A 13,968-nucleotide genomic window follows, 5' to 3' on the forward strand; every position below is an offset into this window, starting at 1 on the left:
GTGCGGGGCTGCGGCTCAGGCCGCGCAGCCGCCGTGGGTGGCAGTCGCCGCGGCCGGCTCGCGCTGGCGGAAGTCGATGCGCACCGGCGACACCGGCGTGGTCACCGCGCGCGCCTTGGCCTTGGCGTCGGCCGGCGGCGTTCCGTAGGCGGTGGTGCGCTGCAGCGGCACGCGGCCCATCGAACGCAGCATCGCCTCCATGTCCATCGCGGTCATCTCCTGGCCGTGCGAGGCGCCTGCGGCGCGCGAGATGGTTTCGTTCATCAGCGTGCCGCCCATGTCGTTGACGCCGGCGCGCAGGCACGCCTTCACGCCTTCGGCGCCGAGCTTGACCCAGGAGGCCTGGATGTTCGGAATCACGGGATGCAGCGCCAGCCGGCCCACGGCATGCATCAGCACCGTCTCGCGGAACGAGGGGCCGCGCCGCGCCTTGCCCTTGCGGTAGATCGGCGACTCCATGTGGACGAAGGGCAGTGGCACGAATTCTGTGATGCCGCCGGTCTCCAACTGGAGTGCGCGCAGGTGCAGCAGATGGCGCGCCCAGTGCTCGAATTTCTCCATGTGGCCGAACATGATGGTCGAGGTGCTGCGCAGGCCCAGCCCGTGCGCGGTCCGCATCACCTCGAGCCACTGCGCGGTGTCGACCTTGTCGTGGCAGATCACCTGCCGGACCTCGTCGTCGAGGATCTCGGCGGCGGTGCCCGGCAGCGTGCCGAGGCCCGCGTCCTTCAGCTGGGCCAGGTAGTCGCGCAGCGGAAGGCCCAGCGTCTTGGCGCCCTGCCATACCTCGAGCGGCGAGAAGGCGTGCACGTGCATGCCGGGCGCCTCGGCCTTGACCGCCCGGCAGATCTCCAGGTAGGTGGCGCCGGTGTAGGCGGGGTGGATGCCGCCCTGCATGCAGACCTCGGTGGCGCCGCGGTCCCAGGCCTCGCGCACGCGGCGCTGGATCTCTTCCAGCGGCAGGTCGTAGGGCTTGCCGCGCAGGTCCTCGGTGGTCTTGCCCTTGGCAAAGGCGCAGAACTGGCAGCGGTAGGCGCAGATGTTGGTGTAGTTGATGTTGCGGTTGACGACGAAGCTCACGACCTCGCCGTTCATCTTGCGGCGCAAGGCATCGGCGGCGGCGCAGACGGCGGTGAACTCGTCGCCGCGGGCACGGAAGAGCCGCACGATCTCGGCTTCGCCGAGCGTCTCGCCGGCCTGGGCGCGCGCGAGGATGCGTTCGACCTCCGCGCCGGGTCGGGGGGCAGCGGGGGTGGCAATCAGCTGCAGATCGGCTGCCGGAGGATCTTCATGGGCGCCCGGCGACCAGCTGTCGGTGCGCGGGAAGCCGTCGCTGTCGAGCCGATGCAGCAGCGGCGTGCGAAATGCCGGGTCGACCCAGCGTTCGAGATCGCGTGCGTGCGCCGGGTAGAGCGCGAGGCGCTCGGTCAGTTCCTTGCCGGCGGCCTTCGTGGCCTTGGCCAGCGCATCCAGATGCGGCCAGGGCGCCTCGGGGTTGACGTGGTCCGGCGTGACCGGCGACACGCCGCCCCAGTCGTTGATGCCGGCATCGACCAGCGGGCGCAGCGCGCCCGGGCGCAGGTTCGGCGGCGCCTGGATGTTCATCGACGGATCGAAGATCAGGCGCGCCGCGGCGATGGTCCACAGGTGGTCTTCGAGCGTGGGAATGGGCGCGTTGACCATCAAGGTACCGGCCTTGGGACGGAAATTCTGGATGATGATTTCCTGGATGTGGCCGTAGCGTTCGTGCAGCTCGCGCAGGGCCAGCAACGCATCGATGCGCTCGGTTCGCGTCTCGCCGATGCCGATCAGGATGCCGGTGGTGAAGGGCACGCCGGCTTCGCCGGCCAGGCGGATGGTTTCCAGGCGCGCGGCCGGCTTCTTGTCCGGCGACCCGTGGTGCGGGCCGCCGCGCTCGCAGAGCCGCTCCGAGCTGCTCTCGAGCATGATGCCCTGCGAGATCGACACCTGGCGCAGCGCGCGCAGATCGTCGAGGTCGAGCAGGCCGGGGTTCAGGTGCGGCAGCAGGCCGGTCTCGGCGTAGACCGCGCGCGCGGCTGCGGCGAGATAGGCCAGCGTGCTGTCGTAGCCCATCTCGGCCAGCGCCTCGCGCGCCGCGTGGTAGCGAAGCTCGGGCTTGTCGCCGAGCGTGAAAAGCGCTTCCTTGCAATTCGCCGCCGCGCCCGCGCGGGCGATCTCCAGCACCTTGTCGATCGACAGGAAGGCGGCTTCGCCCTTGCGCGGCGCATGGGCGAAGGTGCAGTAGTGGCAGACGTCGCGGCACAGCTGGGTCAGCGGAACGAAGACCTTGCGTGAATAGCTGACGACCATGCCATGCGCCGCATCGCGGCGCTCGGCGGCGGCCGGCATCAGCAGGTCCAGGCCCATGTCCACCAACTGGTAGGCCTCTTCGCGCGACATGGTGCGGTGGGGAGCAAGCGGAGGCGTGGTCATGGAGTCGGGTCCCTTCGGGTGGAGTGGGCGGATGCGCCGCCGTGCGGATGGGCGTGAGCGTTTTCGCGCAGCCGGCGGGCGATGCCGCTGCCGGCCAGATAGGCGTGGGTGCGCATGCTCGACCGGTCATCGAGGCAGGCGAGAAGATCGTCGGGGCGGTCGATGTCGCGGCCGAAGCGCGGCAGGGTCAGCAGCTTCGGCACGAGGCCCCGCGCCAGCGCGGCGTCCCGGTGGCGCCGGAAGCTGTCTTCGCCGAAGAGCAGCGGCATGGCGTCGGGCGGCGAGCAGGCCAGCGCATTGGTGCCGCCGTCGCTGCTGGCGGCCACCAGCGTCACGGCCGGCGAACGCCGATGGCCGAGCGCGATCAGCTCGATGTCGGCCGAGGTGATCTGGGGCAGGTCGGCCGGCACCACCAGCATGCCGGCGCAGCGCGCGGCGCAGAGGGCGTGCGCCGCGTGCCGCAGGGCGGCGGCGAGCCCGGCTTCGGGCGGATCGGCCAACACCTCGGCGCCGGCGCGGCGTGCGATCGCCGCCGCCTCGGGATCTTGCGTGACGACCAGCGTGCCAGCGACGAAGGGGCAGCCTGCCAGCACATGGAGCACGTCTTCGAACATCGCGCGCGCCAGCCCGGCACGCTCGTGCGCGTCCAGCAGCGGCGCCAGGCGCTGCTTGGCCTGGGTGAAGCGCTTGACCGGGATGACGGCCCACAAGAGCGGGGCGTTCATCGTGCGATCCGGCGTGCGCGTACGGCGGCAGGCCCTTGGCTCAGGGAGGCCGCGAAGGCCAGCACCGCACGCGCAAGCGCACGCTTGTCGTCGACGTCGTGCATCAGCGTACGGGTGACGTGCGTCGGGATGTCGAGCGCGTCGGCGTCGGCCGCGTCGCTGCTGTCGATCACCAGGCCGTCGATCAGGCCTGCGTAGTGCGCCGCGATGGTGGCCGAGTCCACGCGGTGGCCGAGCTCGCCCATGATCTTGGCGGTCGGCCMCTTGACGGCCTGCCCGCCGACGATCGGCGAGACGACGACGATCGGCGCGGCGGTGCGCCGCAGCGCCGCGCGCACCCCGGGCACCGAGAGGATCGGATCGATGCTCAGGAAGGGATTCGACGGGCAGATCACCACCGCGCTCAACTGCGGATCGGCCAGTGCGCGCGTCAGCGCGGGATTGGCCGAGGCATCGTCGGCGCCCTCGAAGGAGATCCCGGTGACGACCGGTGCGCAGCGATGCTTGACGAAGTAATGCTGGAAGGGCAGGTCGCCCTCGGTGCTGTGGACGATGGTGCGAACCGCTTCATCGCTCATGGGCAGCAGCTCGGCGCGGATGCCGGCGCGGCGTGCCATGTCGGCCATGACGCCGGTCAGCGTCTCGCCGGCACCCAGGCGGCGCGTGCGCTCCACGTGCAGGGCCAGGTCGCGGTCGCCGAGCGAGAACCAGGCTTCGCCGCCCCATTGCGCGAGTGCCGCCATGAAGTTCCAGCTCTCGTCGGCGCGGCCCCAGCCGCGCGCCGTGTCGCTGAGTCCGCCCAGGGTGTAGAGCACCGTGTCGAGGTCGGGCGAGATGCGCAGGCCGAGGAAATCGAAGTCGTCGCCGGTGTTCACGGCCACGGTCAGGCGGCCGGCCTCGAGCGTGTCTTCGAGGCCCAGCGCGAGCTTGGCGCCGCCGACGCCGCCGCACAAGGCCACCACGCGGCCGGGCTGCGACGGTGGCGCCGACGTAGAGGACGGATCGGAGGAAGCGCTCATCTGAACATGTCCTGGTGTTTGGGGCGCAGCAGGTCGGCCGCGGGTCGCGCGGGCGCGCTCCAGGGCAGGCCGCGAAGGTGCACGACGGGCCGCCCGGCGTCGGTCTGGCCCATGACCAGCGAGGCGGCAGCCGCGATCTCGTCGGCCAGCGCGATCTCGGTCACGCGCATGGCGCGGCCGAACAGGTCGGGCGCGCCGACCATGTCCAGCAGCGCGGGGAGGCCGGCGACGCCGATCGCCACGCCGGTCACGCCGCGGCGCCACGGACGCCCGAAGCTGTCGTTGACGACCACCGCGAGTGCGACGCCGAAGGCGGCGTCGAGTTGCGCCTTCAGCCTTTCGCAGCTGGCATCGGGGTCGGCCGGCAGCAGCAGTGCGCGTTCGTCGCCGTCGGGGTGATCGATGTTGGACTGGTCGATGCCGGCGTTGGCCATCACCAGGCCCAGCCGGTGCTCGACGATCAGCACGCCGGGCCCGTACTTCACGACGGCACGGCTCTCGGACAGGATCAGCTCGACCATGCGCGCATCCTTGCCGGTCTCGGCCGCCAGGCCGATGGCACGGTGCGAGGGCACGATGTCGCGCAGGCTGACGTAGCGGCCCTCGGCCTTCGAGACGATCTTCTGGGCCAGCACCAGCACATCGGCCTGCTGCGGCGCGATGGCGGCGCGCCGCAGGCTCGCGGCCATCAGGCCGGCCAGGTCGTCGCCCGGCGCCACCAGCGGGAAGTCGGGCAGCGGGGTCAGCGTGACGGCTGCGCTTTGCATGTCGAGGCTTCCTCTCGGCCTCTTGCCTAGGCGGGAATGCCGGTGATCTGGATGCCTGCGCAATCCACCTTGTAGCGCTTGTTGATGCCGATCAGGATCGAGGTCAGCGCCTCGGCGGCGGCCGCGTTGGCGATCGGACCGGCATCGATGCCGCGCATGCCCGCGGCCACCGCGAGCTCGATCACGGCCTCGCGCGCTTCCTTGTCGTTGCCGCAGACCAGCACGTCGCAGGCGATCGGCCCGCCGCCCTGCAGCTTGGCGGCGCCGACGTTCTGGAAGGCCGAGACCACGCGCGCGGTTTCGCCGATGCGCTGCTGCGCGATCTGGCCGGCCGAGCCCTGCGGCGGCAGCTGCACCTGGGCGACCTTCGGCGGCACCAGCGGCACCACGGCGTCGACCACGATCTTGCCGCCCACCACGTCCTTGAGTTCGTCGAGCGTCGCGTCGTGGTTGGAGAACGGGATCGCCAGGATCACGATGTCTGCGGCTGCCGCGGCACCGGTATTGCTGTCGCCGCGCACCGGCGGCGCGCCGTTGCCGTTCTCGATCTTCAGCGCCGCTTCCTGCGCCTTCTCTGCCGAACGCGAGCCGACGATGACCGGATAGCCGGCCGCGGCCCAGCGCTTGGCCATGCCGGATCCGAGGGCACCGGTGCCACCGATGATGGCCAGGGTGGGGCGACTTTGCATGGCGTGACTCCTTGGGGTGTGTGGTGGATGCTAGGAAGTTGCGAAGCGGCGCTGGTTCAGGCCGGCGCCGGGCCGCTCCAAGGCGGCCTGCGGCCCCCTCGGGGGGCAGCGACCCACACGAAGTGGGGGAGCGTGGGGGCTATCAATCCAGCTTCATCTCGGTGAGCGGAACCACCTTGACGCCGGCGGCTTCGAGGCCGGCGCGGACCGCGGCCGACAAGGCCAGTGCGGTCGGCTCGTCGCCATGCACGCACAGCGAGTCGACCCGGCGCTTGATGCGCTTGCCGTTGCGCGAGACGATCTCGCCCTCGAGCACCATGTGCACCACCTGCTGCGTCGCGACGGCGGGGTCCTTGATCACGGAGCCGGGAATCTTGCGCGAGGTCAGGTTGCCGTCGTCCTCGTACTGGCGGTCGCAGAAGCCCTCGCGCGCCAGGCGCAGTTCCAGCTTCTGCGCCGCCTTCTCCATCTCGGAGCCCGACAGCGCGACATAGATCAGGTCGCGGTCGACCGCCTTGATCGCCCGCCCGATGGCCAGCGCGTAGTCGGCGTTCTCGGCGGCCATGTTGTTCAGCGCGCCGTGCGGCTTCACGTGCGTCACCTTCTCGCCGCAGAAGGCGGCCATCGCCTGCAGCGCGCCGATCTGGTAGGCAATCATGTTCTCCAGTTCGTCCGCCCGCATGTCGATGCGGCGGCGCCCGAAGCCCCAGAGGTCGTTGAAGCCCGGATGCGCGCCGATGCTGACGCCTTCGGCCTTGGCGTGCTCGACCACGCGGCGCATCGTGATCGGGTCGCCGGCGTGAAAGCCGCAGGCGATGTTGGCCGAACGAATGATCTTGAGGATGGCGTCGTCGTTGCCGATGTCGTAGGCGCCGAATCCTTCGCCCATGTCCGCGTTGAGATTGATCGAGAGTGACATTTGCTGTTCCTTGGTCCTTGCGTGGGATTCCGGTTGAGGTCTGCTGCCGGTCCGAGTTAGTATATGGTACCAAAGATAGAAAGACAATACGAATTCGGACGTCGCTCGGCGACAAGAACAAGGAGCAGGAATGGATGTGCGATTTCTCTGCGCGGGCGACACCGCGCTGGTGGTCGAATTCGGCGAGCGCATCGACCGGGCGCTGAGCGACCGCGTGCTGCGGCTGGCGGCAAGGTTGCGCGCTGCGCTGTTGCCGGGCGTGGTCGAGACGGTGCCGACCTATCGATCCCTGATGGTCCACTACGACCCCTTGCGCACCGACCACGACAGCCTCGAGCGCGGGCTCGCCGCGTTGCTGGAGGACGACGCGTCGGGCGCCGATACGGGAGGGCGGCTGTGGCGCGTGCCGGCTTGCTATGAAGGCCCACATGCACCGGACCTGGAGGACGTGGCGCTGCGCACCGGCCTCTCCGTGGACGAGGTGGTGCGGCTGCATACCGAGACGCTGTTCCACGTCTACATGATCGGCTTCGTGCCGGGCTACCCCTACATGGGCGACCTGCCCGAGGCGCTGGTGCTGCCGCGCCGCGCCGATCCGCGCATCCGCGTCCCGGCGGGCTCGATCGCCATCGCGTCGACCATGACGGCGATCTATCCGCTGGAAAGCCCCGGCGGCTGGCACCTGATCGGCAGCACGCCGGTGCGGATCTTCGACCCGTTGCTGCCGCGCCCCGCGCTGTTCAGCCCCGGCGACAAGCTTCGCTTCGAACCTGTCGATGGCGCGCGCTTCGAGCAGATCCGCCAGGCCAGCGTCGATGGCAGCTACCAACTCTCTTGCGAAGGCCTCGAATCATGACCGCGGCACTCGAGGTGGTCACACCAGGCATCCACACGACAGTGCAGGACGGCGGCCGCCGCGGCTTTCAGGACGCGGGCGTGCCGGTGTCCGGCCCGCTCGACCGCATCGGCCTCCGGCTGGCCAACGCGCTGGTCGGCAATGCGCCCGAGACGCCCGCACTGGAGCTGATCCTGCAGGGGCCCGGTTTCGAGGTGGCGGCGGATGCGCTGCGCGTCGCACTGGCCGGCTGCAACGGCGTGATCGAGGTGAGCGGCCCTCACGCGCGAAGCATCGCGGCCGGCCGCAGCGCGCGGCTGTTGCGCGGCGACCGCTTTCGCGTGGCGCACCTGGGCGACGCCGGCTGTGCCTACCTGGCCATCGAAGGCGGCATCGAACTGCCGATGTGCCTGGGCAGTGCCTCCACCTACGTGCGGGCGCGCCTCGGCGGATTCGGCGGCAGGGCGCTGCAGCGCGGCGACCGCCTGCCGCTGCGGCTGGACAGTGCGGCGCAACGGGCCGAGAAGATGCTGCCCCAGCGCTTCGACCTCGCGCTCGATCAGCCGATCCGCGTGGTGCTGGGGCCGCAGGACGACTTCTTCTCCGAGGCCGAGCAGGCGCGCTTCCTGGCCGGCGAGTATGTGGTGTCGGCGCAATCGGACCGCATGGGCTTCCGCCTCGACGGCGCGCCGCTTGCACATGCGAAGGGTTACAACATCGTCTCGGACGGTATCGTCTGCGGCTCGATCCAGGTGCCGGGCTCGGGACTGCCGATCGTGCTGATGGCCGATGCGCAGACGACCGGCGGCTATCCCAAGATCGCCACCGTGATCTCCGCCGACATCCCGGTGCTCGGGCGGCGCCGGCCGGGGCGTGCGCTGCGTTTTGCGGCCGTGAGCGTGAGCGAGGCCGAAAGCCTGCGCCGCGCGCAGGAGGCGGCGCTGGACCGCAGCCTGGCGACCCTGCGCACGGTGGATGCCGCAGCGGTGATCGATGTCGCGTCGCTGTACACGCAGAGCCTGATCAGCGGTGTCGCCAGTGCTACAGATTGAGCCCGGCAGCGGCATCCGAGGCCGTTCGGAGGTGCAGGCCCATGTATTATTCTGTGGACCTATAGTCAGTACGACGGGATCGTAGAAATGCCAACAATACATAGTTCCGATCGACGCGGAAAGATTCCCGCCTATATCCAGGTCGCAGCCGCATTGCGGCGCCGCATCGAGACCGGCGACTGGCAGCCGAGCGAGAAGATCGCGACGCTGGAGGAACTCGAGGAGGAATTCCAGGTCGCGCGCGTGACCGTCCGGCAGGCGGTCGACCTGCTGGAGCGCGAGGGTCTGGTCACACGCCAGCAGGGGCGCGGCACCTTCGTCAATGCCACGGTCAACGACAAGCGCTGGCTCACACTCGAGACCTCGTGGGACTCGGTGCTTGCGTCGATCAAGGACAACGTGCCGAAGTTCATCAAGGTCGATGCGCCGCCGGCCGCACCGCGGCTGCGCGAGGGCGATGGCGTGCTGGCCGACAAGTACGTGTTCCTGCGCAGCGTCCAGTTGAAGGACAACGTGCCCTACGCCGTCGCCAACCTGCACATCGCCAAGTCCGTCTTCGATCGCCGGCGCGAAAAGTTCCTGAAGCACACGGCGTTGCCGATCCTGGCCGGCATGAACCTGAAGATCCGGCACGCGCACCAGACGCTGGTGATCGGCACCGCCGACCCGGAGATCGCCGAGCTGCTGCAGGTCTCGCTGAGCGCGCCGACGGCAGAAGTGCGCTGGGTGGTGCGCGACGACACCGACACGGCGATCTACGTGGCCGACATCACCTACCGCGCCGACTGCGTGAAGATGTCCATCGACTTCTTCGAGAACGCCGCCCCGGCGGCCATCGCGCGCAAGGCCGCCTGACCGCCCATTCTGGATTTCCCTACTGTCAGGATGCTTTAAATGACTAACATACTATAAATAGTATGTTAGCCTGATTAAGCGGCGAAATTTTCGTCGCCATCGTTTCATCTTCGGTTGCTCCGTCGGGGTCGTTCTCAAAACGACCGTTGTCGACGACGACGGCGCGCCAGTGGCTGGAGGAGCAAGTCCATGGCAGGTCAAGGAGTTGGAGCCCGGGTTCTTCGCAAGGAGGACGACCGCCTGATGCGCGGACGCGGGCAGTTCGTGGCGGACATCCGCCTGGCAGGCATGCAGGATGTGGCCTTCGTGCGCAGCCCGCTCGCGCATGCGCGCATCGTCGGCATCGACGTCCCGGCTGAATTCGAGGACCGCGTGTACACGGTGGCGCACCTGGGCTCGGTCAAGCCGGTGCGCGCCGTCTCGGGCCTGCCGGGGTTCAAGATTTCCGAACAGCCGATCCTGGCCCAGGGCAAGGTCCGGCATGTGGGCGAGACCGTGGCGATGTGCGTGGCGCGCACGCGCGCCGAGGCCGAGGACATCGCAGCCGCGGTCCGGCTCGACCTGGACGAAATGCCGGTGGTGCACGACATGTTGCTCGGCCGCGAGCCGGAGTCCGCCCGTCTCCATGAGGCCTGGTCCGACAACGTCTTCCTCGAAGCCAACGTCAACGTCGGCATCGAGCAGGTGCTCGACGCGCCGATCAAGGTCTCGCGCGAGCTGAGGACTTCGCGCCAGGCGATGGCGCCGATGGAAGGGCGCGGCGTCGTGGCTCACTGGGACAGCCGGCTCGAGCAGCTGGTGGTCTACACCTCGACCCAGATCCCGCACATCGTTCGCACCGGCCTGGCCGAATGCCTGGGGCTGGACGAGGGCCAGGTTCGGGTGATCTCGCCCGACGTCGGCGGCGGCTTCGGCTACAAGGGCATCCTGCTGACCGAGGAAGTGGCGATCGCCTGGCTGGCCATCCACCGGGGCCATCCCGTGCGCTGGATCGAGGACCGGCGCGAGCACCTGACGGCCGGGGCCAACTGCCGCGAGCACCACTACCGCATCACCGCCTATGCCGACCGCGGAGGCCGGCTGCTGGGAATCGACTGCGAAGCCACCGTCGACTCCGGCGCCTATTCGTCCTACCCCTTCTCGGCCTGCCTGGAGGCGGCCCAGGTCGCGAGCATCCTGCCGGGCCCGTACGACTTCCCGGGCTACCGCTGCAAGACCTATTCGGTCGCCACCAACAAGTGTCCGATCCTGCCGTACCGCGGCGTGGCGCGCACCGGCGTGTGCTTCGCGATGGAATTGATCCTCGACGCGGTGGCGCACGAATGCGGCGTCGAGCCGTACGAGGTGCGGCGGCAATCGCTGGTGCGGCCGGAGCAGATGCCGTTCGACAACATCACCAAGAAGCACTTCGACAGTGGCGACTATCCGGCCGCGCTGCGCCAGGCCGTCGATGCCATCGACGTTGCGGCGGTGCGAAAGCGGCAGCAGCGCGGCGAAGCCGACGGCCGGCTGATCGGTGTCGGCTTGGCGATCTACTGCGAACAGGCGGCGCACGGCACCTCCGTGTATGCGGGCTGGGGCATCCCGATGGTGCCGGGCTACGAACAGGCGACCGTGCGGCTGACGCCGGACGGCGGCCTCGAGCTGCGCATCGGCGCCCACTCGCATGGCCAGGGCCTGGAAACCACCTTGGCGCAAGTGGCCCACGAGATCCTCGGCATCGACATCTCGAAGGTGAAGCTGATCCACGGCGACACCGCCTTCACGCCGTATTCCACCGGCACCTGGGGCTCGCGCTGCATGGTGATGTCGGGCGGCGCCGTCTCGCGCGCCTGCCAGACGTTGGCCAAGCGGGTGGCTTTGATCGGCGCCTTCATGCTCGGCACCGAGGTGGACCAGGTGACGGTGCGCGACGGCATCGTGGCGGGGCCGGAGCGCAGCGTGACCATCGGCGAGGTGGCCCATGTCTGGTTTCGCCGGCCGCAAGACCTGCCGCCGGAAGTCAATGGCGGCGGCCTGGAAGTGACCGAGGGCTACAAGCCGCAGCGCGATTCGGGCACCTTCGGCTATGGCGCCCATGCGGCCCTGGTGGCGGTCGACCCCGAAACCGGCGATGTCGAGATCCTCGACTACGTGATCGTCGAAGACGGCGGCAAGCTGGTCAACCCGATGGTGGTCGACGGCCAGATCTACGGCGGCACGGCGCAGGGCATCGGCACCGCGCTGTACGAGGAAATGCCCTTCGATGCCTCGGGCCAGCCGCTGGCGTCGACCTTTGCCGACTACCTGTTGCCGGGCCCGACCGAAGTCCCTGAGCCGCGCCTGATCCACATGGAAACGCTTTCGCCCTACACCGAGTTCGGCGTCAAGGGTGTCGGCGAAAGCGGCGCCATTCCGCCGCCCGCCGCGATCGGCAATGCCGTCAACGACGCGCTGCGCCCGCTCGGCGCCGAGATCTACGTGTCGCCGGTCACGCCGCGCCGCGTCCTCGAAGCCATCGCCGAAGCGGCGTTGAAGCGCGAGCGAAGCGCTTCGGCGCCGGCGCGCATGCCAGTGGCGGAGGTGCTGTGAAGCCGTCCCGTTTCGACTACGAACGACCCGCCAGCCTCGCCGAGGTGATTCGCCTGATCCAGCGCGACGACATCGTCGTGAAGATCATCGCCGGCAGCCAGTCGCTCGGCCCGATGCTCAACCTGCGGCTGGTCCAGCCCGACCTGCTGGTCGACATCACCGGCATCCCCGAACTCAAGCGGGTCGAGGTCAGCGACGATGCGATCGTCATCGGCGCCTGCGTGACGCATGCCGACATCGAAGATGGCCGCGTGCCCGACGTGACCGGCGGTGCACTGTCCCACGTGGCGCGCGGCATCGCCTACCGCGCGGTGCGCAACCGCGGCACGCTGGGCGGGAGCCTGGTGCATGCCGACCCCTCGGCCGACTGGATCTCCAGCCTGGCCGCCATCGGCGCCGAAGTGCTCATTGCCGGGCCTTCGGGCCAGCGACGCATGCAGATCGACGCCTTCATGACCAGCGTCTTCGAGGTCGACCTCGGCCCGGGCGAGATGCTGGAGGCGGTGCGCATCCCGCGCCTGTCGCGCAGTGCCCGCTGGGGCTACCACAAGCTGTGCCGCAAGACCGGCGAGTTCGCTCATGCGATCGGCGTGGTGCTGCACGATCCCGAGCGCGCCGTGTGCCGCGTCGTGCTCGGCGCGACCGAATCGAGGCCCATCGTGATGCGCGATGCACGGCCGCTGTTTCGCGACGGCCGCCGCCTCGACATCGATGCCGCCCGCAAGCTCCTGACCGATGCCGGCCATGCCGACGCCTTGGACAACCAGATTCACCTCGCCGCGCTGAAGCGCGCCGTCGACCGGGCCGAACATCCATGAAAACGATTCAGCTGACCGTCAATGGAAAGGCCGTCTGCGCGACGGCCGTCGAACCGCGCACCCAGCTCGCCGATTTCCTGCGCGACTCGCTCGACCTGACCGGCACCCACCTGGGCTGCGAGCATGGCGTCTGCGGCGCCTGCACGCTGATGATCGACGGCGTGCCGGCGCGCTCCTGCATCACGCTGGCGGTGGCCTGCGACGGCGCCCGCATCACCACCATCGAAGGCATGGACGACGATGTCGTGATGCGCGCCCTGCGCGCGGCCTTCTCGCGCGAACATGCGCTGCAGTGCGGCTACTGCACGCCCGGCATGCTGGCCTCGGCCCACGACGTGGTGCTGCGCATGCCCGACGCCACCGAGCAGGACATCCGCTATGCGATGAGCGGCAACCTCTGCCGCTGCACCGGCTATGTCGGCATCGTGCGGGCGGTGCAGAGCGTCATCGCGGAACGCAAGGCGGCCGGGATCATCGCCGCGGTCAGCGCGCGCGAGACGCTGGGTCCGGTCGGTTCGGGCCATGCGCAGCCGATGGCTGCGGGCAGCACGGGCAGCGCGGGCAGCGCGGGCGCCGCGGCGGCGGCCAAGGCCGTGCCTGTCGCCAAGGCTCCCGATCCAGTCGCAGCCGGCAAGGCCCCCGCGGTCCGCCCGGCGGTCGACAGCAGCAAGCCGATGACCACGCTGAACCAGAGCTTCAACGTCGACTTTCCGCGCGACAAGGTCTGGGAATTCTTCGGCCGCCTGGCCGACGTGACCACCTGCCTGCCCGGCGCATCGCTGCTGGCGCCACCGACCGACACCCATGTCGAGCCGAAGCTGCGCATCAAGGTGGGCCCGATCGTGGCCGACTTCGAGGGCGCGGCCGATGTCGTGCGCGATCCGGCCCACTTCACCGGCACCATCTTCGGCAGCGCCCGCGACACCAAGTCCAGCTCGGCCACGCGCGGTGAGATCCGCTACGTGCTGAACGAGGAGAAGGACGGCGCCGCCACCCGCGTCGATGTGCAGGTGGGCTTCGCACTGACGGGCTCGCTCGCGCAGTTCAGCCGCTCCAGCATCGTCAAGGACATCGCCCAGCGCATGACCGACGCCTTCGCCGCCAACCTGCGAGCGCGCCTCGGCCACGAAGGCGGCGACGCGGGCGGCGGCGCGGCACCGCCGCAGCCCGCGGCCGAGTTGAACGCCGGTGCGCTGGTGTTCTCGGTGCTGCGCGACCGCATCCTCGGCTTCTTCCGCTCGGTCTTCGGCGGCAGATAGAAAAA

General features: G+C 69.5%; 12 protein-coding genes. 6 read left to right on the forward strand and 6 right to left on the reverse strand.

All coding sequences use genetic code 11. The features are described from left to right. Positions 1-15 precede the first annotated feature (15 nt). The 6 genes from cofH to AB4Z46_RS31680 all read right to left on the reverse strand — a co-directional run bounded on the left by cofH (position 16) and on the right by AB4Z46_RS31680 (position 6,573). A complete protein-coding gene (gene cofH, locus AB4Z46_RS31655) occupies positions 16-2,454 on the reverse strand; it encodes a 5-amino-6-(D-ribitylamino)uracil--L-tyrosine 4-hydroxyphenyl transferase CofH (protein ID WP_442287526.1) in 2,439 nt (812 codons plus the stop codon). Then, positions 2,451-3,179: a 2-phospho-L-lactate guanylyltransferase gene (gene cofC, locus AB4Z46_RS31660; RefSeq protein WP_442287527.1), complete on the reverse strand. Its 729-nt coding sequence runs from the start codon at positions 3,177-3,179 to the stop codon at positions 2,451-2,453. The genes cofH and cofC overlap by 4 nt, the downstream gene beginning before the upstream one ends. After that, positions 3,176-4,198 carry a 2-phospho-L-lactate transferase gene (gene cofD, locus AB4Z46_RS31665; RefSeq protein WP_442287528.1) on the reverse strand — a complete coding sequence of 341 codons (1,023 nt, stop codon included), beginning with the start codon at positions 4,196-4,198 and terminating at the stop codon, positions 3,176-3,178. The genes cofC and cofD overlap by 4 nt, the downstream gene beginning before the upstream one ends. Beyond that, positions 4,195-4,965: a coenzyme F420-0:L-glutamate ligase gene (gene cofE, locus AB4Z46_RS31670; RefSeq protein ID WP_442287529.1), complete on the reverse strand. Its 771-nt coding sequence runs from the start codon at positions 4,963-4,965 to the stop codon at positions 4,195-4,197. Before cofE ends, cofD begins: the two co-directional genes overlap by 4 nt. A gap of 26 nt (positions 4,966-4,991) precedes the next feature. Next, positions 4,992-5,654 carry an NADPH-dependent F420 reductase gene (gene npdG / locus AB4Z46_RS31675; RefSeq protein ID WP_442287530.1) on the reverse strand — a complete coding sequence of 221 codons (663 nt, stop codon included), beginning with the start codon at positions 5,652-5,654 and terminating at the stop codon, positions 4,992-4,994. A 142-nt stretch (positions 5,655-5,796) separates the two neighbouring features. After that, a complete protein-coding gene (locus tag AB4Z46_RS31680; RefSeq protein ID WP_442287531.1) occupies positions 5,797-6,573 on the reverse strand; it encodes a LamB/YcsF family protein in 777 nt (258 codons plus the stop codon). A 130-nt stretch (positions 6,574-6,703) separates the two neighbouring features. On the opposite strand from AB4Z46_RS31680, the gene pxpB reads away from it, so the two are divergent. The 6 genes from pxpB to AB4Z46_RS31710 all read left to right on the forward strand — a co-directional run bounded on the left by pxpB (position 6,704) and on the right by AB4Z46_RS31710 (position 13,963). Beyond that, positions 6,704-7,429, forward strand: coding sequence for a 5-oxoprolinase subunit PxpB (gene pxpB, locus AB4Z46_RS31685; RefSeq protein WP_442287532.1), 726 nt, complete (start codon positions 6,704-6,706; stop codon positions 7,427-7,429). Then, positions 7,426-8,460: a biotin-dependent carboxyltransferase family protein gene (locus tag AB4Z46_RS31690; protein ID WP_442287533.1), complete on the forward strand. Its 1,035-nt coding sequence runs from the start codon at positions 7,426-7,428 to the stop codon at positions 8,458-8,460. The genes pxpB and AB4Z46_RS31690 overlap by 4 nt, the downstream gene beginning before the upstream one ends. A gap of 87 nt (positions 8,461-8,547) precedes the next feature. Continuing rightward, a complete protein-coding gene (locus AB4Z46_RS31695; protein ID WP_442287534.1) occupies positions 8,548-9,315 on the forward strand; it encodes a GntR family transcriptional regulator in 768 nt (255 codons plus the stop codon). Between the two features lie 189 nt (positions 9,316-9,504). Further along, positions 9,505-11,886, forward strand: a complete 2,382-nt coding sequence (locus tag AB4Z46_RS31700) for a xanthine dehydrogenase family protein molybdopterin-binding subunit (protein ID WP_442287535.1) — start codon at positions 9,505-9,507, stop codon at positions 11,884-11,886. Then, positions 11,883-12,704 carry an FAD binding domain-containing protein gene (locus AB4Z46_RS31705; RefSeq protein WP_442287536.1) on the forward strand — a complete coding sequence of 274 codons (822 nt, stop codon included), beginning with the start codon at positions 11,883-11,885 and terminating at the stop codon, positions 12,702-12,704. The genes AB4Z46_RS31700 and AB4Z46_RS31705 overlap by 4 nt, the downstream gene beginning before the upstream one ends. Then, entirely contained in the window at positions 12,701-13,963 is a 1,263-nt protein-coding gene (locus AB4Z46_RS31710) for a xanthine dehydrogenase family Fe-S subunit (protein WP_442287537.1), read from the forward strand. Before AB4Z46_RS31705 ends, AB4Z46_RS31710 begins: the two co-directional genes overlap by 4 nt. Positions 13,964-13,968 lie beyond the last annotated feature (5 nt).

It is taken from the genome of Variovorax sp. M-6 (genome assembly GCF_052114385.1).
Lineage (GTDB): Bacteria > Pseudomonadota > Gammaproteobacteria > Burkholderiales > Burkholderiaceae_C > Variovorax.